The 23,880-nt window shown below is 70.7% G+C and carries 21 protein-coding genes and 2 riboswitches; of the genes, 15 read left to right on the top strand and 6 right to left on the bottom strand.

The annotated features are described in order from the left end of the window. Positions 1-133: 133 nt before the first annotated feature. The 7 genes from ACIBO8_RS33030 to ACIBO8_RS33000 all read left to right on the top strand — a co-directional run bounded on the left by ACIBO8_RS33030 (position 134) and on the right by ACIBO8_RS33000 (position 10,587). On the top strand, positions 134-2,140 hold the full coding sequence (locus ACIBO8_RS33030; protein ID WP_396119354.1) for a DUF5941 domain-containing protein: 2,007 nt from the start codon (positions 134-136) through the stop codon (positions 2,138-2,140). Then, the gene (locus ACIBO8_RS33025; RefSeq protein WP_396119353.1) at positions 2,137-4,311 is read left to right on the top strand and encodes a CDP-glycerol glycerophosphotransferase family protein; all 2,175 of its coding nucleotides are present in this window, start codon (positions 2,137-2,139) and stop codon (positions 4,309-4,311) included. Before ACIBO8_RS33030 ends, ACIBO8_RS33025 begins: the two co-directional genes overlap by 4 nt. Before the next feature lie 130 nt (positions 4,312-4,441). Continuing rightward, the gene (locus ACIBO8_RS33020) at positions 4,442-5,740 is read left to right on the top strand and encodes an ABC transporter ATP-binding protein (protein WP_396119352.1); all 1,299 of its coding nucleotides are present in this window, start codon (positions 4,442-4,444) and stop codon (positions 5,738-5,740) included. Positions 5,741-5,880: 140 nt separating this feature from the next. Beyond that, positions 5,881-6,774: a hypothetical protein gene (locus ACIBO8_RS33015; RefSeq protein ID WP_396119351.1), complete on the top strand. Its 894-nt coding sequence runs from the start codon at positions 5,881-5,883 to the stop codon at positions 6,772-6,774. A 61-nt stretch (positions 6,775-6,835) separates the two neighbouring features. Continuing rightward, positions 6,836-7,354 carry an ATP-binding protein gene (locus tag ACIBO8_RS33010; protein ID WP_396119350.1) on the top strand — a complete coding sequence of 173 codons (519 nt, stop codon included), beginning with the start codon at positions 6,836-6,838 and terminating at the stop codon, positions 7,352-7,354. 78 nt (positions 7,355-7,432) lie between these two features. Then, positions 7,433-8,173 (top strand): HAD family hydrolase, encoded by a 741-nt coding sequence (locus ACIBO8_RS33005; RefSeq protein ID WP_396119572.1) that lies wholly within the window; start codon positions 7,433-7,435, stop codon positions 8,171-8,173. 47 nt (positions 8,174-8,220) lie between these two features. Next, on the top strand, positions 8,221-10,587 hold the full coding sequence (locus ACIBO8_RS33000; protein WP_396119349.1) for a glycoside hydrolase family 65 protein: 2,367 nt from the start codon (positions 8,221-8,223) through the stop codon (positions 10,585-10,587). Between the two features lie 68 nt (positions 10,588-10,655). On the opposite strand, the gene ACIBO8_RS32995 is transcribed toward ACIBO8_RS33000, so the two are convergent. After that, complete coding sequence (locus ACIBO8_RS32995; RefSeq protein WP_396119348.1) at positions 10,656-11,675, bottom strand: coiled-coil domain-containing protein; 1,020 nt, start codon at positions 11,673-11,675, stop codon at positions 10,656-10,658. A gap of 4 nt (positions 11,676-11,679) precedes the next feature. Next, positions 11,680-11,816: riboswitch (cyclic di-AMP (ydaO/yuaA leader) on the bottom strand. Positions 11,817-12,050: 234 nt separating this feature from the next. Then, positions 12,051-12,187: riboswitch (cyclic di-AMP (ydaO/yuaA leader) on the top strand. Positions 12,188-12,190: 3 nt separating this feature from the next. On the opposite strand from ACIBO8_RS32995, the gene ACIBO8_RS32990 reads away from it, so the two are divergent. After that, positions 12,191-13,261 carry a coiled-coil domain-containing protein gene (locus tag ACIBO8_RS32990; RefSeq protein WP_396119346.1) on the top strand — a complete coding sequence of 357 codons (1,071 nt, stop codon included), beginning with the start codon at positions 12,191-12,193 and terminating at the stop codon, positions 13,259-13,261. 16 nt (positions 13,262-13,277) lie between these two features. On the opposite strand, the gene ACIBO8_RS32985 is transcribed toward ACIBO8_RS32990, so the two are convergent. Continuing rightward, positions 13,278-14,048: an ABC transporter ATP-binding protein gene (locus ACIBO8_RS32985; protein WP_396119345.1), complete on the bottom strand. Its 771-nt coding sequence runs from the start codon at positions 14,046-14,048 to the stop codon at positions 13,278-13,280. Then, positions 14,041-14,940 carry an ABC transporter permease gene (locus tag ACIBO8_RS32980; RefSeq protein ID WP_396119344.1) on the bottom strand — a complete coding sequence of 300 codons (900 nt, stop codon included), beginning with the start codon at positions 14,938-14,940 and terminating at the stop codon, positions 14,041-14,043. The genes ACIBO8_RS32985 and ACIBO8_RS32980 overlap by 8 nt, the downstream gene beginning before the upstream one ends. Before the next feature lie 171 nt (positions 14,941-15,111). Here ACIBO8_RS32980 and ACIBO8_RS32975 point away from each other — a divergent pair, with 171 nt between their 5' ends. Further along, complete coding sequence (locus ACIBO8_RS32975) at positions 15,112-15,720, top strand: TetR/AcrR family transcriptional regulator (protein ID WP_396119343.1); 609 nt, start codon at positions 15,112-15,114, stop codon at positions 15,718-15,720. On the opposite strand, the gene ACIBO8_RS32970 is transcribed toward ACIBO8_RS32975, so the two are convergent. Continuing rightward, on the bottom strand, positions 15,683-17,596 hold the full coding sequence (locus tag ACIBO8_RS32970) for a putative bifunctional diguanylate cyclase/phosphodiesterase (RefSeq protein WP_396119342.1): 1,914 nt from the start codon (positions 17,594-17,596) through the stop codon (positions 15,683-15,685). The two genes, ACIBO8_RS32975 and ACIBO8_RS32970, sit on opposite strands and share 38 nt — an antisense overlap. A gap of 160 nt (positions 17,597-17,756) precedes the next feature. Between ACIBO8_RS32970 and ACIBO8_RS32965 the strand changes: the two genes are divergently transcribed. The 3 genes from ACIBO8_RS32965 to ACIBO8_RS32955 are packed head-to-tail and all read left to right on the top strand — an operon-like array spanning position 17,757 to position 19,223. Continuing rightward, a complete protein-coding gene (locus ACIBO8_RS32965) occupies positions 17,757-18,101 on the top strand; it encodes a hypothetical protein (protein WP_396119341.1) in 345 nt (114 codons plus the stop codon). Between the two features lie 49 nt (positions 18,102-18,150). Beyond that, a complete protein-coding gene (locus ACIBO8_RS32960) occupies positions 18,151-18,720 on the top strand; it encodes a hypothetical protein (RefSeq protein WP_396119340.1) in 570 nt (189 codons plus the stop codon). A 23-nt stretch (positions 18,721-18,743) separates the two neighbouring features. Next, positions 18,744-19,223 (top strand): hypothetical protein, encoded by a 480-nt coding sequence (locus ACIBO8_RS32955; protein ID WP_396119339.1) that lies wholly within the window; start codon positions 18,744-18,746, stop codon positions 19,221-19,223. A 16-nt stretch (positions 19,224-19,239) separates the two neighbouring features. Here ACIBO8_RS32955 and ACIBO8_RS32950 read toward each other — a convergent pair whose 3' ends face one another. Further along, the gene (locus ACIBO8_RS32950; protein WP_396119337.1) at positions 19,240-19,959 is read right to left on the bottom strand and encodes a hypothetical protein; all 720 of its coding nucleotides are present in this window, start codon (positions 19,957-19,959) and stop codon (positions 19,240-19,242) included. Between the two features lie 195 nt (positions 19,960-20,154). Between ACIBO8_RS32950 and ACIBO8_RS32945 the strand changes: the two genes are divergently transcribed. Further along, a complete protein-coding gene (locus ACIBO8_RS32945) occupies positions 20,155-20,706 on the top strand; it encodes a sigma-70 family RNA polymerase sigma factor (protein ID WP_396119571.1) in 552 nt (183 codons plus the stop codon). Next, positions 20,703-21,398: an anti-sigma factor family protein gene (locus tag ACIBO8_RS32940; protein ID WP_396119336.1), complete on the top strand. Its 696-nt coding sequence runs from the start codon at positions 20,703-20,705 to the stop codon at positions 21,396-21,398. The genes ACIBO8_RS32945 and ACIBO8_RS32940 overlap by 4 nt, the downstream gene beginning before the upstream one ends. On the opposite strand, the gene ACIBO8_RS32935 is transcribed toward ACIBO8_RS32940, so the two are convergent. Continuing rightward, on the bottom strand, positions 21,399-23,066 hold the full coding sequence (locus ACIBO8_RS32935; protein ID WP_396119335.1) for an MFS transporter: 1,668 nt from the start codon (positions 23,064-23,066) through the stop codon (positions 21,399-21,401). A gap of 82 nt (positions 23,067-23,148) precedes the next feature. On the opposite strand from ACIBO8_RS32935, the gene ACIBO8_RS32930 reads away from it, so the two are divergent. Beyond that, complete coding sequence (locus tag ACIBO8_RS32930; RefSeq protein ID WP_396119334.1) at positions 23,149-23,877, top strand: TetR/AcrR family transcriptional regulator; 729 nt, start codon at positions 23,149-23,151, stop codon at positions 23,875-23,877. Positions 23,878-23,880: the final 3 nt, after the last annotated feature.

Below are 23,880 nucleotides of genomic sequence, written 5' to 3'. Positions count from 1 at the left end.
GTCTGCGCCCTCGGCCGCCAGGGGGAGAAGGCGGCTCGCATTCCCGTAAGGGCTCCCCGTACCCCCCACCCATCCGCTGTTAACATCGGGGCAATTCCGCCCCCGGGCGGCTTCTGGTGGGAGGGATGCCGCGGTGACGCTCGCCGTGTTGTGCGGCAGCACCGGCAATGACCTCGAACCGGCCGCCGCCGGCCGGCTTGCCGACGAGCTGACCGTCGCCCTGACCGCCGCCGGCGCCTCGGCGGTGCTGACCGCCGACGGCGCCGACATCGCGGCGCAGCTGCGCGACATCGCGCGCATCGCGGCGGGCGCGCAGGAACCCTTGCTGCTCTGCGCCGACGACCTGGTGGCACACCGGAGTCTGCTGTGGACGCTCGCCACCGAGCCGGCCGGGCGCAGCACCGCCCTGGTCGCGACCACGGACAGCGGCACCGGCGGCGACCTGCGCGAGGAGCGCGGCCGGCTGGTTCCCGCGGCCGACGGCCCCACCCGCTTCCTCGGCGCCCTCTGCATCGCGCCGGACGACCTGCGCCTGGTGGCGGCCGCCGCCGAGGAGGCCATCCTCGCCGGCGAGAACAGCGGCGGCACCGACCTCATCACCCGGACGCCCCGGACGGCCGGCAACGCGCTGGATGCCCTGCTGCCCACGCTGCTGGCGAGCGGGCTGGTGCCGATCGCGACCCGGGTACGCCTGCTCCACGCCGAGCGCGTCCACACCGACGCCCAGCTGACCGCCGCCCGGGCCGCGGTGGCGGCGGTCGACGAGGACAAGGCCCTGCTGCGGCTCGCCGTCAAGGAGAAGGACGACTTCTTCACCACGTACGCGGTCAGCTCCTGGTCGCCGCTGGTCACCAAGCTGTGCGCCCGCGCCGGCCTGACGCCCAGCGGGGTCACGGCGCTGTCCGTGCTCTTCGCGGTGGCGGCGGCGCTCGCGTTCTGGCAGGCGTCGCGGCCCGCGATGGTCGCCGGGGCGGTGCTGCTCTACCTCGGGTTCGTGCTGGACTGCGTCGACGGGCAGCTCGCCCGTTACACCCGGCGTTTCGGGGCCTTCGGCGGATGGCTGGACACGATGGCCGACCGGGCGAAGGAGTACGCGGTCTACGCCGGTCTCGCGGCCGGCGCCGAGCGGGTCGGGCTGCCGTACGCCTGGCCGCTGGCGATCACCGCGATCGTCCTGCAGACCGTCCGGCACATGACCGACACCTGGTACGGCGCGCTGCACGACGAGGCGGCCGCCCGCCAAGCGGTGGGCACCGCCGGCAACACCGATGCGGGCGGCGGGATGGGTGCCCGGCTCAGCCGCGCCTCGAACAAGGTGCAGGCGGACACCGGGTCGGTCGCGTACTGGCTGAAGCGGATCGTCGTCTTCCCGATCGGCGAGCGCTGGGCGCTGATCGCGGTCCTCGCGGCGCTGACGAACGGCCGGGTCGCGCTGGCGGCCGTCGTGGTCTGGGGGCTGTTGGCCGCCGCGTACACGTTGGGGCTGAGGTCTCTGCGCTCGGTCTCGATGCGCGTCGGGGTGCTGAACACCGTCGACACGTCGCGGCACCGCGACGACGGCCGGCTGGTGCGCGGAACGGTGAGCGCGGCGGACCTGTCCTGGCCCTTGCTGTGGGCGGCGGTGGCCGCCCTGGCCCCGCTGCTTCTGATCGGAGCGGTCGCGGCCGGATGGGTGCCCCGCGGGACACGGTGGGTCGCCGGCACCCTCGAGCTGGTCCGTGCCGGCGATGCCTCCCTTCCGCTCGTGGTGACCGGGCTGCTGGTGCTGAGCGCCGGTCTGGCGGCCCGGACGGCGCACGACGGCCCCCTGGACTGGCTGGTCCCGGCCGGGCTGCGGGCCGCGGAGTACCTGACGGCGGTCGCCGTGGCGATGATCTGCTCGGTGCCGCCGCCGGTGCTGTTCGCCCTGCTGTTCGTGCTCGCGCTGCACCATTACGATCTGACGGCCAGGATGGAGAAGGCCGCACCCGCGGCGAACGCCAAGCGGGCGCTGCTCGGCTGGGACGGACGCGTCCTGCTGCTGGTGCTCTTCGCGCTGGCGGGGGCCGCGACGGCCAGTCACATCCTGCTCGCGGTCGGGGTCGGTCTCGGCTTCCTGACGGGGGCGATCCGCGACTGGCGCGCCGGCGGACGCCGATGACGCTGCTCAGCGTGGTCCTGCCCGTCTACAAGGTGCAGGGCTACCTGCGCCAATGCCTCGACTCGCTGCTCGAGCAGCGGTTCACCGACTTCGAGGTCGTGGCCGTCGACGACTGCTCGCCCGACCACAGCGGGGCCATCCTCGCCGAGTACGCCGCCCGCGACCCCCGCGTCCGCGTCGTCTCCCTGGCGGAGAACGTGGGACTCGGCCGGGCCCGCAACGCCGGCCTGGACCACGCCGTAGGCGAGTACGTCTGGTTCGTCGACAGCGACGACTGGCTCGCCGAGGGGGCCCTGACCGCCGTCGCGGACCGGCTCGCCGACACCGCCGCCGACGTGCTGATCGTGGGGTTCGACCGGGTGGAGTGGGACGGCCGGGTGGCCGTGCCGGGGGCCGGCCGGCTCCTCGCCGAGGCGCCGGAGACCTTCACGGCCCAGGAGTGGCCGCGGATCCTGAACACCCTGCACGTCGCCTGGAACAAGGTCGTGCGCCGCGATCTGCTGCTCAAGCTCGGCTTCCGGTTCGGCACGGGCTGGTACGAGGACGTCTCGTTCACCTTTCCCCTGCTCGCCGCCGCGCCGCGGATCAGCGGCCTGAGCCGGATCTGCGTCCATTACCGCCAGCGCCGCACCGGAGCGATCACCCGTACGCTCGACGACCGGCACTTCGAGGTCTTCGACCACTGGGCCCACGCCATGACGCTGGTCGACCGGTACAGCGACAGTGCCGAGGCGCTGCGGCCGGTGCTGTTCCGGCGGATGATGTGGCACTACCTGGTGGTGCTGCGCAACGCCCAGCGGGTACCGAAGGCGTCCCGCCGGCGCTTCTTCGACCGGATCGCCGAGGACTACCACCGGTACAAGCCGGCCGTGGGCTACCGGCTGCCGCCGGGCGCCATGGGACTGCGGCACCGGCTCGTGGCCCGTCGCGCCTTCGTGCTGTTCCTGGCGTTGCAGTGGATGATCGGCGTCGTGCGGGCCGTCGACCGGGTCCGGTACCTGCCCCTGATCGAGGCGGAGGGACTCGCCAAGCGCGTACGCCAGGCGGCCTACCGGGCGTACTACCGGGCGCAGCTGCGGCTCCCGGTGGACGAGAGCCTCGCGCTGTACGCCGCGTACTGGTATCGCGGAGTGACCTGCAACCCGGCCGCCATCGCGAGCAAGGCCGCCGAGCTGGCACCCGGCGTGCGCAGCGTCTGGGTCGTTGGCCGCGGACGGGTGACCACGGTCCCGCCCGGCACGGATTACGTGATCGCCGGTTCGGCGTCCTACTACCGTGCGCTGGCTCGGGCCCGATGGCTGGTCAACAACGTGAACTGGCCGAACTGGGCGGTGAAGCGCCCGGGCACGACGCACCTGATGACCCATCACGGCACGCCGCTGAAGATGATGGGCATGGACCAGGCCGACCACCCGGCGGCCGCGAAGGACCAGGACTTCCACGCGCAGATGCGCCGGGCGGACCGCTGGGACTTCAGCATCACGGCCAACGCGCACACGACGATCGCGTGGGAGCGGGCCTATCCCTGCCGGCACGAGATCCTCGAGGTCGGTTACCCGCGCAACGACCGGCTGGCCACCGCGACCGCCGCGGACACCGCCGTCGTCCGCGACCAGCTCGGCATCCGGCCGCACGAGCGCGTCGTCCTCTACACCCCGACGCACCGCGAGTGGCTGCCGCTGGGCCGCCAGGTGCTGGACGTGGAGGCGTTCGCCGACCTGCTGGGCCCGGACACCGTCCTGCTGGTCCGCGCCCATTACTTCGCGGTGACCGACGAGCACGGTGCGCCGGCACGGCGTGGGCGCATCGTGGACGTGTCGGCGTACCCGGTCGTCGAGGACCTCTATCTGGCGGCGGACGTCATGGTGACCGACTACTCGTCGGCGATGTTCGACTTCGCGGTGCTGGACCGGCCGATCGTGATCTATGCGCCCGACTGGCCGGCGTACCGGGAGCTGCGCGGGGTGTACTTCGACCTGATGGAGCTGCCGCCGGGCGAGGTCGCCACCACCGTGTCCGAGCTGGCCGAGGTCTTCGCCACCGCTGCGTACGAAAGCGCGGGTGCCGCCGAGAAACGGGCAAGCTTCCGGCGGCGGTTCTGTTACCTGGACGACGGAAAGGCCGCGGAACGGGTGGTCCGCCGCGTGCTCCTGGGCGAGGCAGCCCCCTGACTTCCTGCTGAGACATTTACCCCTGTGACGATTCGGTAACTGACCGCGAATGGCCGTTCACCCGATGGCAGTCATCGATGGGTCTGGTCACGCTAAGCCATCGTCGCAGCTCACATGCAGGAGGTTGACGGTGTCCACCGTCGCGCTCAAGGACGTCACGAAGGTCTGGCCGGACGGGACCGTGGCGGTCGACAGGGTCAGCCTCGACGTGCAGGACGGCGAGTTCATGGTGCTGCTCGGCCCGTCCGGCTGCGGCAAGTCGACGATCCTGCGGATGATCGCCGGCCTCGAGGACCCCACCGCCGGTGCCATCCTGCTGAACGGCGAACCGGTGATGGACCTGGCCCCGAGGGACAGGCGGATCGCCATGGTTTTCCAGGACTTCGCGCTGTACCCGCACATGACGGTGGGGGACAACATCGGCTTTCCCCTGAAGCTGTCCGGCGTCGAGCCCGGTCCCCGGGTCGAGCGGATCGGCGACGTGGCGAGCGCGCTCGGCATCGGTGATGTGCTGGCCCGCAAGCCCGGTCAGCTCTCGGGCGGCCAGCGCCAGCGGGTCGCGATGGGCCGGGCCATCGTCCGCCGTCCGGGTCTGTTCCTCATGGACGAGCCGCTGTCGAACCTCGACAGCGGCCTGCGCGCCGAGCTGCGCGCCGAGATCACCAGCCTGACCCGCGAGCTCGGCGTCACGACGATGTACGTGACGCACGACCAGGCCGAGGCGCTCACCATGGCCGACCGGGTCGCGATCATCCGGCGCGGTGTCCTGCAGGACCTGGGCACCCCGACCGAGGTGTACGGCCGCCCGGCGACCCTTTACGTCGCGGCCTTCCTCGGCTCGCCTCGGATGAACCTGCTCGAGGCGTCGGTGTACGTGCACCTCGACCGCTATATCGCCCTCAACCTGGGTGAGCAGGCGCTCTACCTGCCGTGGAACGACATCCGCGCCCGGGCGATCTCGCACTACCACGGCGAGCGGATCGTCATCGGGATGCGGGCCGAGGCGCTCACCCCGGTCGCGCCCGACGCCCCGGGCGACGTGCTGCAGGGCCGGATCCGCTACCTCGAGCACCACGGCCACGAGTCGCTGGCGTTCCTGGACATCGGCGCCACCGCGATCGTCGTCGACGAGCTCGGCAAGGGAGTCACGGACGCGGCTCCCAGCGGTGGTGCGCTGCGGCGCTTCGGTGGTGCCTTGCAGCGGCTCGCCGGCCGCGGTGACCGCGCCGTGCTGGAACGGGAGGAGGCGGAGAAGGACTCCGTGCTCAGCGACCCGGGGCGGCATCACCGGCGTCCGGCCGAGCTGGCCGTCCGGCTGGCTCCGTACCCCGCCGTCTCGCCGGGGCATCCGCTGGCGATCAGCGTACGGATGGACGCGCTGCACTTCTTCGACGAGCGCGGCGACCGCATCGATGTCGGGTGGCGCTAAAGAAGACATTCTGCTCATCAGGTTGTAATCCGACCGGCGCGACGGAAAAGACGGGTCGGTGTCGTTGACACGGTGCCGTACCGTTCGCCGCACGTCGGTGCGATGGCGTATCGACGTCACACACCTGAAGGGTGGCGACAATGGCGAACGCATCCGGATTGCTGGTGATCGAGAGAATCCTGCGCGACAGACAGGGGATCTGGCAGCAGGTCGTCGAGGACCGCGCACTGTCGAAGCTCACCGGCCAGATGATGATCAGCTCGGTGATCGCCCTCGCGTGCTACGGGGCGGTGCTCGGTTCCTTCCACAGTGTCCTCATGGCTCTGACCTCCGCGGTGAAGCTGCCGCTGCTGTTCCTCGTGACGCTGGCCATCTGCCTGCCCACGCTCTACCTGTTCAACCTCGTCTTCGGGGCGCGGCTGTCCGTACGGCAGTCCCTCGCCCTGGTCATGGTGGCCCTGACCGTGACCGCCATGCTGGCGCTGGCGTTCGCGCCGATCGCGCTGTTCTTCCTGATCACCGCGCCGGACTACAGCTTCTTCAAGCTGCTCAACGTCGCGATCCTGGCGCTGTCGGCCCTGGTCGGGCTCCGCTTCCTCACCGGCGGCATGCGGGTGCTCAACGACCACGGCCTGCTGGCGCCCGAGAAGAAGGAGACGCCGGTCGAGGCTCCGGTCAGCCCCGCCGTCGCCGCTCCCGCTCCCGAGCCCGTTCCCGTGGGCGCTCCCGCGAACGGAGCCCCGGCCCCGGCTCCGGGCGTGCCGCCGGCGGTGGCCCAGGTGCCGCCGGGTTACATGCTCACGCCGATCGGCCAGCCCCGGCCCGCCCCGCGCCCCGCGGCGGTCAAGCAACCGGCACCGCCCAGCATGGCCCTGCTGTACGTGTGGATCCTGCTGTTCGGCTTCGTCGGCACTCAGCTCGCCTGGACCCTGCGGCCCTTCTTCGGCAGCCCCGGCATGAAGTTCAGCCTGTACCGCGAGATCGACGGCAACTTCTACGCCGAGATCTTCCGGACGCTCTCCCACCTGTTCTGACCGGACTTACCGGGCTCGGACGGCTGCCACGGAGGCGGTACACAGCGTAGGCTGCTCGGCGGTGGAGGAAACCGTCGACCACGAAGTGCTGCGTCCGGCTCCGGGCAGGGAGTCACCGGACGCCGTCTCCTCGTACCGGAAAACGGGTGACGACGCGTTGCTCGACCGCGTCTTCGGCCGTGACGACATCACCGTGCTGCGGCACGAGGTCCTCCAGCATCTCGATCCGGCTCTGCTGGGCGACCGCCTCGACGGCTATCTGCTCGCCGTCAACGAGGTCATCACCAACGTCGTGCTGCACGCCGGCGGCAGCGGGCGGCTGGTGCTGTCGCGCACCGCCTCCGCGGTCTGGTGCACGGTGACCGACTCCGGGCCCGGTATCCCGGAGGAGCACCGGCGCCCGCCCGAGGCGCCCGGCGCGTTCGAGGACGGCGGCCGGGGCATCTGGCTGGCGTACCAGCTGTGCGACGAAGTCACCATGGCGACGGGCCCAATTGGGACAACTATCGGACTGCGCATCGACCTCCCCGGCCGGCGCTCGACGTCTGACCTGCTCAACGGAGCGTCGGCCGGAGGCTGAACACGGCATGAAACGCCGTGGAAATGTCGACATCGGCATTCAAGCGTGTTCGTCACCGAGGGCGACTACATTAGGCCGGTGCTCGGACTACCTCCTCACGTGACGGCATGCCTCTTCGATCTCGACGGCGTGCTCACCCAGACCGCCCTGGTCCACAACGCAGCGTGGAAACAAACCTTCGACGCGTTCTTGCAGGTGTGGTCCGCGCAGAACGGACAGCCGTTCGTGCCGTTCGACTCCGGCTCCGACTACCATCGATACGTCGACGGCCGGCAGCGCGCCGACGGGGTCCGGACATTCCTGGCCTCGAGGGGCATCACCCTGCCCGAGGGCTCGCCGGACGACGGTCCCGACGAGGAGACCGTCAACGGCATCGGTAACCGCAAGAACGTGCTGGTCTTGCAAAAGATCCAGGAAGGGGCCGTACAGGTCTATCCAGGATCCGTCGACTACCTGCACGCTGCCGTGGACGCCGGCCTGCGCCGCGCGGTCGTGTCCGCGAGCGCCAACTGCAAGGACGTGCTGGAGGCGGCGAAGATCGCCGACCTCCTCGAGGTGCGCGTAGACGGTGTGGTCGCGCGTGCCGAGAACCTGCCCGGCAAGCCGGCGCCGGACACGTTCCTGCACGGTGCGAAGCTCCTCGGCGTCCCGCCGGAGAACTGTGCCGTCTTCGAGGACGCCCTTGCGGGTGTCGAGGCGGGCAGGGCCGGTGGATTCGGCATCGTGATCGGCGTGGACCGGGTCGGTCAGGCCGACGCGTTGCGCGAGCACGGCGCCGACATCGTGGTGCAGGACCTCGCCGAGCTCCTGACCCGGTAACACCCCCATCGACTTACTTACTCTTCTCAGTTGCGAGAGGCACCACCGTGATCCGTGAACGGGCCTACCCCGTCGACCCCTGGCACATCCGGGAGACCCGGCTGGACCTGGATCTCCTGGCCCAGTCAGAGTCGGTCTTCGCCCTGGCCAACGGCCACATCGGCATCCGCGGGAACCTGGACGAGGGCGAGCCGCACGGCCTGCCCGGCACCTACCTCAACTCGTTCTACGAGCTGCGGCCGCTGCCGTACGCCGAGGCCGGTTACGGCTTCCCCGAGTCGGGTCAGACGATGGTCAACGTGACCAACGCCAAACTCATGCGGCTGCTCGTCGACGACGAGCCGTTCGACGTGCGGTACGGCGACCTGCGCTCCCACGAGCGCACCCTCGACCTTCGCGCCGGCACCCTCGAGCGGATCGTCGAATGGGTGTCGCCGTCCGGGCAGGCGATCCGCGTACGCACCGTGCGGATGGTGTCCTTCACCCAGCGCTCGGTCGTGGCGTTCCTCTACGAGGTCGAGCCGCTGAACGACACCGCGCGGCTGATCCTGCAGTCCGAGCTGGTCGCCAACGAGCAGCTGCCGCCCACCAGCAAGGACCCGCGGGTCGCGGCGGTGCTGGACCACCCGCTCCAGGCCGAGGAGATGCTGGAACAGCGCACCGGCGGCCTGCTCGTGCACTGCACCAAGGCCAGCGACCTGCGCATGGCGGCGGCCATGGAGCACCTCGTCGAGGCGCCCGGCAAGCACGCCGTCACCACCGAGGGCCACCCCGACTGGCTGCGTACCACGGTGGCCTGCAAGCTGGAGCCGGGGCAGAAGCTGCGGGTCGTGAAGCTGGCCGCTTACGGCTGGTCGAGCAACCGCTCTCTGCCCGCCGTGCGCGACCAGGTCGGTGCGGCCCTCGCCAGCGCCCGGCTGGACGGCTGGGAGGGGCTGATCGAGGCCCAGCGCGAGTACCTCGACGAGTTCTGGGACCACTCCGACGTGCGCGTCGAGGGTGACCCGGAGGTGCAGCAGGCGGTCCGCTTCGGCCTCTTCCACACCCTGCAGGCCGGTGCCCGGGCCGAGAAGCGCCCGATCGGCTCCAAGGGACTCTCCGGCCCCGGCTACGACGGCCACACCTTCTGGGACGCCGAGACGTTCGTGCTGCCGGCGCTGACGTACACGCAGCCGTCCGCGGCCGCCGACGTGCTCCGCTGGCGGCACTCCACCCTGGATCTCGCCAAGGAGCGCGCGCAGACCCTCGGCCTGCAAGGGGCGGCCTTCCCGTGGCGCACGATCCGCGGGCAGGAGTGCTCGGCGTACTGGCCGGCCGGCACCGCCGGCTTCCACATCGGCGCCGACATCGCCGACGCGGTCCGCCGCTACGTCTCCGCCACCGCCGACTACGACTTCGAGCGCGAGGTCGGCCTCGAGCTGCTGGTCGAGACCGCCCGGCTGTGGCGCTCCCTGGGACACCACGACCGGCACGGCCGCTTCCACATCGACGGCGTGACCGGCCCGGACGAGTACACGGCCGTGGTGGACGACAACGTCTACACCAACCTGATGGCCCAGCAGAACCTCTTCGCGGCGGCGGACGCGGCCAAGCGCCACCCCGACCTGGCCCGCAAGCTCGGCGTCGACGACGAGGAGTCCGCCTCCTGGCGCGACGCCGCGGCCGCGGTGCACATCCCGTACGACCGTGAGCTGGGCGTCCACCAGCAGTCGGAGGGGTTCACCCGGCTGCAGGAGTGGGACTTCGAGAACACGCCGCCGGAGGCGTACCCGCTGCTGCTCAACTACCCGTACTTCGACCTCTACCGCAAGCAGGTCGTCAAGCAGGCCGACCTGGTGATGGCCATGTACGTCCGCGGCGACGCGTTCACCCCGGACGAGAAGGCCCGCAATTTCGCGTACTACGACGCCCGTACGGTCCGCGACTCGTCGCTGTCGGCCTGCATCCAGGCGGTCATCGCGGCCGAGGTGGGCTTCGTCGAGCTGGCCCACGACTACTTGGGCGAAGCGGCCCTGATGGACCTGCACGACCTGCACCAGAACGCCCGCGACGGCGTGCATGTCGCGTCGCTCGCCGGCTCCTGGATCGCCCTGGTCGCGGGGCTGGGCGGCATGCGCGACTACAACGGCCAGCTCTCCTTCGCCCCGCGCCTGCCGAGCCGGATCAGCAACCTGGAGTTCTCGCTGCTGTGGCGCGGGCTGCGGCTGCGGGTCGAGGTCACGCCCGACGAGGTGACGTACTCGCTGCGCAACGGCGGCGGGTCCGCGCGGCTGGACCTGCTGCACCACGGCAAGGAGGTGACGGTGACCCAGGTCAAGCCGGTCGTCCTGCCGATTCCGCCGGCGCCGCCCACCGGCCCGGCACCCACGCAGCCGGCCGGGCGCGCACCGGTTCGCCGGGCGAGCGGGTCCTGACAGCTCAGAAACGCGGAAGCCCCCGTCCGGCTCGACCGGACGGGGGCTTCGTCGTGCGTGGGGCGCTGCTACAGCATGGAGATGTGTACGTGGTCCGTGTGGTTGGACGGTCCGTGGTACGTCTTCCAGCCGGTGGCCGGGAACCAGATCATGCGGTTCCAGATGACGTACAGGATGCCCAGCCGGTCGGCGTTGCGGACCGCGAACGCCATCAGGTTGTTGCCGTACTCGCGGGTGTCCTGGTTGTGCCAGGGTGAGAACCCGCTCTTCTGCAACGACCAGTCACAGGCGCGGCCCTTGGGATGCTCGAAGGGGCCACCGTCGCGGTGACAACCGACGAAGCGGTTGAATCCGGCCTTCTTCACCTCTTGGTACATGTGCAGGGTGCGCGCGGTGATGCAGCCGTTCGTGGTCGGGTCGTCGACGTTGCACGGCAGGGGCCCGAACTCCCCGTCGGCGTTCCGTGGCGCGGGCGCCGCCACCTTCGACTTGGCCAGCACGAAGCCGCCGGTCACCGTCTTGCCGCCGACCAGGTCGAGGGCTTTCTCGGCCGACTCCTTCTGCTTCGCCATCAGCTGGAGGTTCTGCTGCTGCGCCTTGACTTCCTGATCGAGGTGCGCCTTCGCGGTGGCGACCTCGTTGATGGCGGCGTCGAGCTGGCGCAGCTTGCCGTCGTTGAGGGCGTTGATCTCCTCGAGCGAGACCGCCTTGTCGACGAACGTGTCGGGCGAGCGGACGTTGAGCAGGAAGCCCACGGTGGTGAGGCCGCCCGTGCGGTACTGCTGCGCCGCCACGGCGCCCACCTGAGGCAGCAGCGCGTCCCGCGTGGCCTCGGCGTTCTTGACCTTCAGGGCCAGGCCGAGCTGCTCCTTGGTCGACTTCGCGACCGCGGACTTCGCCGCCAGGTAGCGCCGGCCGGTGCTGTCCAGCAGGTCGTTGAGCATGGGGTTGTCGTCGCCGTCGTCGGCGGTCGACGCATTCCCGCCGCCGGGCGCCGCACTCGCGGGCGCGCCGGGGGCTGCGATCATGGTGACCGCGGCTAGCGATGCCAGGGCGAGGACCAGCCACCGGCGGGGTCTTGCCGTCATCCAGTTTCCTTCCGTGTTGCCGCCGACCGGGTTAGCTGACGGGTTCGGGACGGAAGCGATCCCTACCGCTTGTTCAGCGGATTCACCCCATTACCAGGTGGTTCCCCGATTCGCCTCGCGGCGATTGAGCGGTGGTCCGCCGGCACCTTGGGGGCGGTGCCTTCCTTGGCAGCGACCGGCGGAAAGCTTACCTGACTCGGGGCCGCTCATCAGCGGTCGCGACGTCGGCAAAAGTGTTACCTAGCAACGACTTTGCGTTACTGCTCGATGGAATGGGGGCCGGTAAAGAATGACGGCGTGTGGTCATGCGACCGCATAGAGTGCGACAACTGTCGATTCCGGAAAACCATGGGTATCGTTCGTCACGGTTCCATCACGGAACCGCCGCCTAATCGCCGAAAGGCGAGCCGGGGACCCAACCGGTAATGGGGTGAATCCGCAGCTCCTGCGGTAGGGATCACTTCCGTCCCGAACCCGTCAGCTAACCCGGCCGGCGGCCGACGGAAGGAACGCACGTGAGGCTCGACCCTGTTCGCCGGCGATTAGCGACCCTGCTCGCGGTCCTCGTCGCCACCTCGGGGCTGACGCTCGCCGCGCCGGCCGCGGCCCACGCCGCGCCCCGCCCGCTCGCCGCGCCGGGGGACTCCGGCGACGACGGTGAGGGGGCCTCCAAGTCCCTGATCGAGCAGCTCGAGGCGGCGTCCAAGGGCTTCGTCGAGGCCAAGGAGGCGCTCGACCGCTCGAAGAAGCGCCAGCAGGAGCTGGTCACCAAGCTCAAGGAGATCGACGTCCAGCTCGGCCCCAAGCAGGGCGCGCTCGACGAGATCGTGCGCAGGTCGTACCAGGCCGGCCGGCTGGGTCCCATGAGCGCTCTGCTCACCGCCGACTCCACCGGCAGCCTCCTGGACCGGGCGCAGACCCTGGAGACGGTCGCGCGGAAGCAGGACCGCGCGGTCCGCGACCTCAGGGACGCACGGGCCCAGCAGGAGCAGGCGAAGCTCGCGATCGACGCGTCGATCCGCGACCAGCAGAAGCAGCTCACCATCATGGCCAAGCGCAAGGCCCAGGCCGAAGGCGCGCTGAAGGCCCACAACGCCGCCGCGCCGGCCGCGGACGACGGCGGCAGCAGCGGTTCCACCGGCGGCGGTTCGAGCTCGCGCGCCGCCCCCGCGCCCCGTAACTCCGACGGCTCGCTGCCGAGCGAGTCCTGCACCGTCGACGACCCGACCACCAGCGGGTGCATCACACCGCGGACGCTGCACGCGATGAAGGAAGCCAAGGCCGACGGCTTCACCCACTTCGTCGCGTGTTTCCGGCACCAGAACAGCGGCGAACATCCCAAGGGCCGGGCCTGCGACTTCGCCGCCGATCGAAACGGCTTCGGCGGCGTGGCGACGGGCAGCAGCCGCGACTACGGCAACCGGCTCGCGAACTACTTCATCAACAACGCGAGCCGGCTGGGTGTGCTCTACGTCATCTGGTTCCGGCGGATCTGGCTACCGAGCAGCGGCTGGAAGGCGTACACCCGGGGCAACGGCGATCCGTCCAGCGATCACACGAATCACGTGCACCTGTCGATGAGATGAGGATGCGGGGCCTGCGTCACTTCTTGACGTAGGCCTCGTACTCCTTGAGCACCTCGTCGGTGGGGCCGTCGCCGCGGATCACACCCGACTCCAGCCAGATGCAGCGCTCGCAGGTGTCCCGGATCGACTGCTCGCTGTGGCTCACCAGGAACACCGTGCCGGCCTCGGCGCGCAGGTCACGGACCCGCTGCTCACTGCGCTTGCGGAACTTGGCGTCGCCGGTGGCGAGCGCCTCGTCGATCAGCAGCACGTCGTGCTTCTTCGCCGCCGCGATCGAGAAGCGCAGCCGGGCGGCCATGCCGGACGAGTACGTCCGCATCGGCAGCGAGCTGAAGTCGCCGCGCTCGTTGATGCCGGAGAAATCGATGATGTCCTTCACCTGGGACTTCACCTGGGCCGGCGTCATGCCCATGGCGAGGCAGCCGAGCACCACGTTGCGCTCCCCGGGGAGGTCGTTCATGAGCGCCGCGTTGACGCCGAGCAGCGACGGCTGGCCGGCCGCGTAGATGGCGCCCTTCTCGACGGGCAGCAGGCCGGCGATGGCGCGCAGCAGGGTCGACTTGCCCGAGCCGTTGGTGCCGATCAGGCCGATCGCCTCGCCCTTGTACGCGACGAAGCTCACCCCCTTGATGGCGTGCACCTCGCGCAGCGTGGCCGGCTTGGCGCCGGTGACGATCCGCTTGAAGCTGGCGAGCGGGCTGCCCGTACCGGCGCTGCCGGCCTGGTGGACCCGGTAGACGACGTGGGCGTCGTCCACGATCACGGTGGGTTCGCGCTGGTCAGCCACGGCCGTAGCCCTTCTCTCCGCGCCAGAAGTAGACGTAGCCACCGATGCCGACCACCAGCGTCCAGGCGATGGCCTCGGACCAAAGCACGAGCGGCGAGGCGGCGAGCTTCACGTCCTCCATCAGTGCGTGGCGCATCAGTTCGATGAAGACCAGCAGCGGGTTCGCCTCGACCAGCCGCAGCACCACGGGATGCATGCCGGCCTGCTCGAACTTGGTCACCGGGTAGAGCACCGCGGAGCCATACATCCAGAAGCGCATGATGAACGGCACCAGCTGCTTGAAGTCGGCGACCTTGGAACCCAGGCGCGCGGCCGCCATCGCAAGACCCGCATTGAAGATCGACTGGAGCAGGAAGATCGGCACGATGAGCAGCCACTCGAGGGTGACCGGTTCGTGGAAGGCCAGCACGATGGCGATCAGCACCGCGATGGAGGCCACCATGTTGCGGACCTCGACCATCGTGATGGCCAGCGGCAGGGCGGCACGCGGGAAGTGGAGCGCCCGAATGAGACCCAGGTTGCCGCTGATGGCCTGGATGCCGGCCTGCACCACCGACTGGGTGAAGCTGAAGATGAAGACGCCCGTGCACAGGTAGGCCACGAAGTTGGGAGTGTTGTGCGAGGTCCCCAGGATCTTGCCGAAGATCACGTAGTAGACGGCCGCGTTGATCAGCGGCGTCAGCACCTGCCAGACCATGCCGAGCCGGGTCTTGCCGAGCGACGAGGTGACCTTGGCGTTCGCGTACGACGCGATGAAGTGCCGGTACGACCACAGCTGGCGCGTGTACGCGGGCAGGCTCGGCAGCTTGCCGGCCGCACCGAGGCCATGCCGGCGGGCCAGCTCTCTCAGAGGGATGCCGGTGTCGGAATCGGCGACCGCCGTCTGGGACATGGGGTGGCGCTCCGATCTGGTCGGTCCGTCAGGGGTCGGGGACCTGAATGACTTGCGCGGGAACACACTAAACAGTCTGACGCGATGAAACGCCATCGTATCGACGTTGGCCCGAACTTATCCGACCCGACGTCGAAACGCAACCGTTGCGTCCTCGCGTATAGTGTCCTCGTGGCGACAGCGAAACGCGCACCGGCCGGAGCGGCGGTGCTCCGCGGTGACATCACCGCGGCCATCCGGAACGCGGTGATGCACGAGCTGGCCGAGGTCGGCTACGGCCGGCTCTCCATCGAGGCGGTGGCACGCCGGGCCGGGGTCGGCAAGACCGCCGTCTACCGCCGGTGGAGCAACAAGCTGGAGATGGTACTGGAGATCGTCTCCGGCGTGGCGGAGCGTAGCGTGCCCATGCCCGACACCGGAAGCTTCGCCACGGATCTGCAGCTGTTGATGTTCATCGTCAGCAAGGCCCTGCAGCACCGCATCGCCTCGCAGATCATCCCCGATCTGATGGCCGAGGCCGCGCGGACCCCCAAGATCGCCGAGACGCTCCAGCGCGCGCTGCGCACCCACCAGCTCGCGGTCGGCGAGAAGATCGTCGGCCAGGCCGTCGAGCGGGGCGAGCTGCCCGCGGGCACCGATCCTGAGCTGGCCGTCGACCTCATGCTCGGGCCGCTCTACTGGCGGCTCGCGGTCGCGCGGACCCCGATCGACGACGACTACCTGGAGAAGCTCGTGGCCACCGTCACGACGGCGTTGCGAGGCACTCCGCCGGCATCATGATGGCCGCCGCGAGCTGCTCCGGCGCCATCGGCCGGGCGAAGTGGAAGCCCTGCGCCCGGACGTAACCGAGATCACCCAGCTTCTCCGCCTGCGCCAGCGTCTCGACACCCTCGGCGACGGCCTCCACGCCCATCGCGCGGGCGATCTGCAGGACCGCCCCGGCGATGGCATCCGGACCCGGGACCGGCGCGAAGGAGCGGTCGAGCTTGATCTGGTCCACCGGGCAGTTCGCCAGCAGGCTGAGCGTCGAGGCGCCGGTGCCGAAGTCGTCCAGGGAGAGCCGTACGCCCATCGCGCGCAGGGTACGCAGCGTCTCCGCGGTCGCCCCGCCGCCGACCGCGGTCGACTCGGTGATCTCGATGGTGAGCCGGCCGGGCGCCAGGCCCGTCTCCCGCAGCACCGCCGCCACGTCCGAGGCGAACGAGGCGTCCTGGAGCTGGCGCGCCGAAGCGTTCACCGACATCGAGCCCGGCGCCTGGTCGCCCAGCTCGGCGATCCACGCCGCGGCCTGGCGGCAGGCCTCGCGCAGCACCCACCGGCCGATCGGCACGATCATCCCGGTCAGCTCGGCGCCGGGGATGAACTCGCCGGGGCCGAGCAGCCCGCGGTCGGGATGCGCCCAGCGCACGAGGGCTTCCACCCCGGTGAGCCGGCCCTCCGGCAGCGCGACCACGGGCTGGTAGTGCAGGACCAGCTCGTCGCGCTCCAGCGCGTTGGTCAGGGCGGTGGTGATCCGGCGGCGTTCGGCACCCCGGGCCTCCGAACCGGGCCGGTAGCGCTGGAAATGGCCACCGCCCCGCTCCTTTGCCTCGTACATGGCGATATCGGCCTGGCGCAGCAGGTTGCCGGCGTCGTCGCCGCCGCGACCGTCGACGACGCCGAAGCTCGCGCGCACGGCCAGCAGGTGACCCTCGACCTCCATCGGTACGGCCAGCGCCTCCGTGATGCGCTCCAGCACCCGGTCGACGTCGCGGCCGCCCAGCCCCTCGAACAGGATCGCGAACTCGTCGCCGCCGAGCCGGGCCACCGTGTCGGTCGGGCGTACGCCGGCCCGCATCCGCTCGGCGACCGCGATGAGCAGCTCGTCGCCGCAGGCGTGCCCGAGCGTGTCGTTGACGGTCTTGAAGTCGTCGAGGTCGACCAGCACGATGCTCAGCCGCTGGCCGCGTTCCCGGCGGGCCACCGCCGCCTCGAGCCGCTCGGCGAAGAGCGCCCGGTTGGCCAGGCCGGTGAGCACGTCATGGGTCGCCTCGTAGCTGAGCCGCTCGTGCGCCTCGACCGTCTCGGTGACGTCCCGGCAGTTGCTCACGATGCCCGCGACGCCCGGCTCGTCGACCAGGTTGGCGCTGATCACCTCGAGCGTCCGGTACGAGCCGTCCGCATGCGCCACGCGTACCCGGTAGGTCGTGGTGGCGCCGGGGTAGACGGCGATCCGGCTCATGTGGCCCGCGACGGCGTTCCGGTCGTCCGGGTGCATGCGGTGCACGAGGTTCGTACCGATCACGGTGGCGGGATCGCTGCCCAGCACGCGCCGGACGGCCGGGCTGACGTACGCCAGCCGCCCGTCGGCGTCGGTGATGGTCACCACGTCGGTGGAGTTCTGCACCAGCAGGCGGAAGCGCTGCTCCTGGTGCCCCAGCTCGAGCATGTTGAAGTCGAGGCGCTCGAGCACCTGGTCGTTGCGGCGCAGGCTGCGCAGCTGGCGGGCGATCACGAGCACGGTGAGCGCCGCGCCGGCGGCGGTGGCCACGCCGAGCGGAACGACGCCGTTGGCGGTGTACACGAGCAGCAGCCAGGCGGCACCGGCGACCGCCACCGCCCGGAGGATCAGCGGCAGCCGCCGGTACCGCACGGGGGTGCGGGGCTGGGCGGTCATGGCTCTCCTCTCGCGCCGGGACGTTGCTCGCAGGATCGGTCGGTACGGCCGCCGCATGAGCATTACCTCTGCGCAGGCTTGCCGGGAGAATCCTCAAGCTGAGGTCAAGGCGGCCGAAAGGTAAGGTCCCCGCCCACGTACGACCCCCCGGAGCGCGCCCATGCGTATCGACCGCGTCGACGCGACGATCTTCCCGACCACGTCCCTGCTGGCCCTGGCCTTCGGTGACGCCGACAAGATCGACCGCATCACCCTGCCGCGTCCCGCCGGCCCGCCGGAGGGCTTCGCCGGCTTCTGGCGCAACGCCGACGGCACCGTGCGCCTCTGCCTGGCCGAGGACTGGTCGTACGAGGGCAAGGTGGCCGGGCGCCGCCGCAGCGCGCGCGGCACCTACCGGCGTGACGACGAGGGCCTGGTGCTCAGCGACGAGTCGGGGCTGCGTACCCGCATCGCGGTCGGTGACGGCCGCCTCGAGATGGCCGGTCACCAGCTCTTCAAGGCCTGAGGAGGCGCCGGCGGCTAATCCCGCGCGCGAACAGGCCGATCCGGAAGGCATGCGCCTGCTCAAGCTCCTGCTCCCGGTCCTCGCCCTGCCGCTGGCCGTCGGCGGCTGCGGCGTGCTGGGGCTGGGCTCGGCGGGTACGCCCGGAGCCTCGGCGAGCGCTACGCCCGCGGGCGGCCCGAACTGGATCGTGGTGGCCAGCGGCAGCGCGACCCCCACGCCGAAGATCGGCTACAGCGGGTCCCCTTCGCCCGCGCTGCCGCCGGTGTCCTTCCTCCCGACCGCGCCGAGCGACTGCCCCGACGACTGGACCGTTGAGCCGATCTTGATCCCGCTCGAGGTCAAGCCTGGGGTCGGCAAGCTCACGGTCACGTGGCCGCGGCAGTACGACTCCGACTACCGCATCACCGCCGTCAAGCAGCCCCTCAAGGCCGGCAGCCAGCCCCCGTACACGTGGCAGAGCGTTCCCCCGGCCACCGGGTGCACCGTCACCGCCACGATCACCGGGCTCGCCTCGGGCGTCCCGTACGTCGTGTGGCTGGACGCGCCGCACACCGGGCACGAGCGGGACGGGTCGCGGCACCCGTACAGCGGGCGCTCGGACGTGGTGTACCCCCAGTAGTCACGGCGCTGTGCGAGTACGCGGTGACGGTCGGGTCGGGCTGGTCGTCGAGCCGCTTCCGGGTGATCTCCGCGTTGCGGCGCAACCGGGTGCCGTTGATCCGGGCCAGGTCGCGGAGCGCCTTGGCCTCCACGTGGCGGGCGAGCAGGCGCAGCGGGCCGTACGCGGTGACCCGCACGGGAAGCCGGCGGTCAGCCGGGATCTACAACGGACACCGCAACACCGCGAACGTCGTCGTCACGCCGGGCCGGCTGGGCCCGCCGCACCACGTGCACGAGTACGTCGGCAACCTCGCCGTCAACGCCGACACCACGGTCGACGACCTCGCCGGCGCGGCGACGACCTGCCGCAACGGTGACGAATCCACCTACTACCGGCCGGTGCTGCGTACCGTCGCGGACGAGGCGATGCCGGATGTGATCGTCGAGGCGCCGGACCAGTTCCTCACGCCCGGCCGCCGTTCGACGCTCAGCGGCACATGGATGCGGTCGTCGCCTGCCTGAACGCGGGGCGGAGGGGTCAGTAGCCCTCGGGGGCGGGCTGGAGGGTGTCCGGCAGCGGCTTCGTCTTGCCGCCCTCGGGGTTCACGGCGAACCAGGTGCCGTTGACGCCCTGTCCGTTGATGTCGCCCGGCTTCTCGTCCTTGGCGAAGTAGTACACCGGCCAGCCGTTGATCGTCACCTGGCAGTGGCCGTCGGCGCGCTCGACGTACCCGAGGATCTTCGGGTTGATGCCCTTGGGGAAGATCTTGCCGGGCGACTTGATCAGCAGCGGCGGCCAGGCCTTGGCGCAGTCGCCGTTGCAGGTGGCCTTCGGCGGCTTGTTGTCGTCCTTGTCGAAGCGGTAGAGGGTGCGACCGGCACCGTCGGTGACGTAGGTGCCGATCTGCGCGTTCTCGGTGGCGTTGAGCTCGACAGTCCTGCTGCCCGTACGGATGCTCCGCGGCGGCTTCACGTCCTTCTTCGACCGGCCGCTGTAGATCTTGACCCATTTCTGGGTCTTCGCGACGGTCGGCTCGGGTACGGGCGCGGCGGGCGGATCCGGCGTCTCGGCCCCGGCCAGCTCCGGTGCCGGCCCGCGGCCGCTCTCCGGGGGCACGTCGGCCGCCGGCGGGGCGGTGGGCTCGGCCACCACCGCGGCGACCTCGATGGCGGTGCGCTCCGCGGGCCGGGCGCAGGCGGTGAGGCCGAGAACGCCGGTGACGGCGATCGCCGCGGACACGATGGTGGTGCGCTTCATGGTTCCCCCTGTCAGCGAAGCGGACCCCCTCCACACGGAAGGACCGCCGATCCGGTTCAGCGAAATTTCTTTGAACCGGATCCGGGGGGGCGTACGTGTGAGGAGAGTCAGACCGACGAAACGGGGGTCGAGGGTGGCCGGAACAACGCTCCGTCCGGCCGGCCTTGGCAGGTGGACCGCCGGGTGGGGGAGAAGATGCCGGGGTTGAGGCTCCAACGTCGCCGGGAGGTGGCCGATGAGGCGCTGGTCAGGTCGTTGTTCGAGGAACACGGGCGGGCGATGCTCGCGTACGCGACGCAGCTGACCCGCGACCGCGCGGCTGCCGAAGATGTCGTCCAGGAAGCCCTGGTCCGCGCATGGCGGCACCCGGACAGCCTGGTCAACGGAAAGGGTTCGGTACGCGGCTGGTTGCTGACCGTGATCCGCAACATCGTCACCGACCAGATCCGGGCCCGCAACGCCCGCGCCCCCGAGGTGCGGGAGAGCCCGGTCGACGTGGCGTCTGACGACGACCACGCGGAACGGGTGGTCAACTCGATGGTGGTGGTGGACGCGCTGAGCCGGCTCTCCGCCGAGCATCGTGAGGTCCTCGAGCAGTTGTACCTGCAGGGCTGCACGGTGACGGAGGCGGCCAAGACGCTCGGCATACCGCCGGGAACCGTCAAGTCGCGATCCTTCTACGCACTCCGGGCGTTACGCGAACTCAGGTCGCTGAGCCCCGCCGGAACGGAACGGTCTGCCTCATGAAGACGAATCACGTGGACCTCGCCGGCTACCTGACGAAGTCGTTGGACGCGGAGCAGATCCGCGCGGTCGAGGAGCACCTCACCGGCTGTGACGAATGCCGGGCCGAGGTGGAGTCCCTGCGGGAGTGGACGATGGCGCTCGAGGCCGTGCCCGAGGCGATGTTGCTGGACGGGCCTCCGGACGACGCCGATCTGCTATTGCAGCGCACGCTGCGGCAGATCAGGAACGAGTCGGCCGGGAGGCGGCATCGGCGCACGGCGCTGGTGGGAGCCGCCGCAGCGGTAGTGGTGGGCCTCTCCGTCGCCTCCGGTGTCATGGTCGGGCACGCCACTGCGCCGCAGGAGGCTTTGCCGTCGCCGACCCTGTCGCAGCCCACCACCGCGCCGGGCACCAGGACGGCGACCGCGGTGGACCCGGGCACGAAGGCCCGGATCACGGTCGCGGTCGCGCCGGCGCCCGGCTGGGTGCGGATCAAGGCCGCGGTCTCCGGAATTCCGCAGGGTGAGCGGTGCCGGCTCGAGGTCGTGGCCCGTGACGGTACGGCGGTCCTGGCCGGAAGCTGGGTCGTCTCGGCAGCCGGCGCGGCCGCCGGTACGACCCTGGACGGGAGCGCGCTGGTGCCGCCGGACCAGGTGGCTTCGGTACGTGTGGTCACTGAGGGCGGGAAGCAGTACACCAGCGTGGCCGTCTGATCAGTGCTGCGCCCCCTCCGGTCTCGCCCGCCGGGGCAGCAGGAACGCGAGGCCGAACGAGGCTGCCAGCATCAGCAGCGCGATGCCGAGCGTGCGTACCGTGGCGTCCCGGAATCCGGCACGGACCGCCTCCGCGGCCTTCGTGCCGAGCTCCGCGGCGGCCGGGCCCTGCGGCTGGGCCTGCGCCCGGCACGACGGCGGCTCCACGTCGGGGTCCTTCTCGGCCACCCGGTCCCGCAGACAGGTACGCAGCGCGGTGACGACCCCGGGCTGGGCCTCCGCCGGGACGGCGGCCGCGGTCAGGGCGGGGCGCAGGCTTGCCGCATCGACGTGGTCGCCGACCGCGCCGGGCAGCAGTCCGAAGAAGACGGTGCCGAGTACGGCGATCCCGAAGGCGCCGCCGAGCTGCTGCACCGAGGTGAGCGCGCCCGAGGCCGAACCGGTCTCCTCGTCGTCGACGCCGGCCAGGACGATGTTGAAGAACGGCGCCATGGCCAGGCCCATGCCGGCGCCGAGCGGGACGAGCGCCGGGATCAGGTGGTAGGGCGTGATGCTGGCGCCCGCGGCCTGGATCGTCGCGGCCACCCCGGCGGTGGCCAGGGCCATGACGACGGTGCCCAGCAGCAGGAGCTTGCGGCCCAGCCGGTCGCTGAGCCCGGCGCCGGCGGCGATGAAGCCGACGACCGTGCCCAGGGCCTGCGGGAGGGTGGTCAGACCGGCCTTCAGGGGTGAGAAGCCGAGCCCCACCTGCAGGTAGAGGGTGAAGACCAGCCCGGTGCCGATGAGCGCGGCGAAGAAGACCAGCCCGAGGAGCAGGCCGCCGGTGAACGCGCGCTTGCGGAAGAGGCTGGGGGTCACGAGGGGGTCCAGGCCACGCTTGTCCCGGCGCGCCTCATAGTGGGCGAAGAGCCCGAACACGGCGATCCCGGCCGCCAGCATGACGAGGATCCAGGCCGGCCAGTCCAGCTCCCGGCCCTGCACCAGCGGGTAGAGCAGCAGGAAGGCCCCGACCGCGGCCAGGACGACGCCGGCGAGGTCGAGGCGCGGCGTACGGTCGCTGCGGAACTCGGGCAGGAACTTGATCGCCCCGAACACCGCGAAGAGCCCGAGCGGCAGGTTGATCAGGAAGATCATGCGCCAGCCGGTGCCGAAGTAGTCGGCGTCGACCAGCCAGCCCGCGAGGATCGGCCCGCCGACGGCACCGAGGCCCATCACCGGCCCGAACGCGCCGAAGGCCTTCGCCTGCTCCTGCGGCGAGAACATCTGCTTGATCATGCCCAGGCCCTGCGGCAGCATGAGCGCGCCGAAGAGCCCCTGTACCGCGCGGGCGCCGATGAGCACGCCGGGCGTCCAGGCCACGGCGCAGAGCAGCGACGCGAGCGTGAAGCCGGTCGCGCCGATCATGAACATTCTGCGGCGGCCGTAAATGTCCCCGAGCCGGCCGCCGGTGAGCAGCCCGACGGCCATCGCGAGCGTGTAGGCGGCGCCGAGCCATTGGATCAGGCTCAGCGAGCCGCCCAGTTCTTCGCGGATCACCGGGCCGGCGATCGTGGTGACGAGCGAGTCGAGGAGGTCCATCACCTCGACGGCGAGGATCACGAAGAGCGCGACCCAGCGCCAACGGTACGGGGCCACCCCGGTGGGCGTTCCCTCCACTACGGCTTGCATGCAATTCCCCCGAACAGTGTTCCGATGTGTCGAACACCGTTCTACTGACGAACACCGTTCGAGTCAAGTACGATGTTCGTTGATGACCGACACCGAGCTCCCCCTGCCTCCGTGGCGCCGCGGCGTCTCGAAGCGTGCCCGCCCCGTCCGGCCGGCGCTCAGCCAGGCCCAGATCGTCGACGCCGGCCTGCGCATCGTGACCGAGGAAGGCATCGAAGCGGTGAGCATGCGGCGAATCGCGGCCGTCTTCCACACCGGGGCGTCGAGTCTCTACGCGCACGTGGCCAACAAGGAGGAGCTGCTCCAGTTGATGTTCGACCGCATCTGCGGCGACATCGACGTGCCGGTCCCCGAGCCGGGCCGCTGGCGCGAGCAGATCAAACAGATGGCCCGCTCCGGCCACGCCGTGATGGGCCGGCACAACGACATCGCCCGGGCGGCCCTGGCCACCGTTCCGAGCGGCCCGAACGCGCTGCGCGTGTCCGAGGGCATGCTCGCGATCCTGCTGGCCGGCGGCGTGCCGCCGAAGGTCGCCGCGTGGGCCCTCGACCGCCTCTTCCTGTACCTGGTCGCGGACGCGTACGAGGGCTCGCTCCACGCCCAGGCCGCCGCGGGGCGCGGCGTGACCGAAGGGGAGTACGGCGACACGTTCACCGATCAGCTCGCCGGCTACTTCGAGAACCTGCCCGTGGACCGGTTCCCGCATCTGCGGGCCAATGCCCGGGTCATGACGTCCGGCGGGCAGGACGAGCGTTTCGAGTTCGGCCTCGACCTGATCATCGACGGCCTGGCGCGCTACGCCCGATCCTGACGC

The sequence above is a fragment of the Actinoplanes sp. NPDC049681 genome (assembly GCF_044465265.1).
Classification (GTDB): Bacteria; Actinomycetota; Actinomycetes; order Mycobacteriales; family Micromonosporaceae; genus Actinoplanes.
Note: the sequence above shows the minus strand (reverse complement) of the source record. Positions and strands in the feature narration are given on the sequence as shown.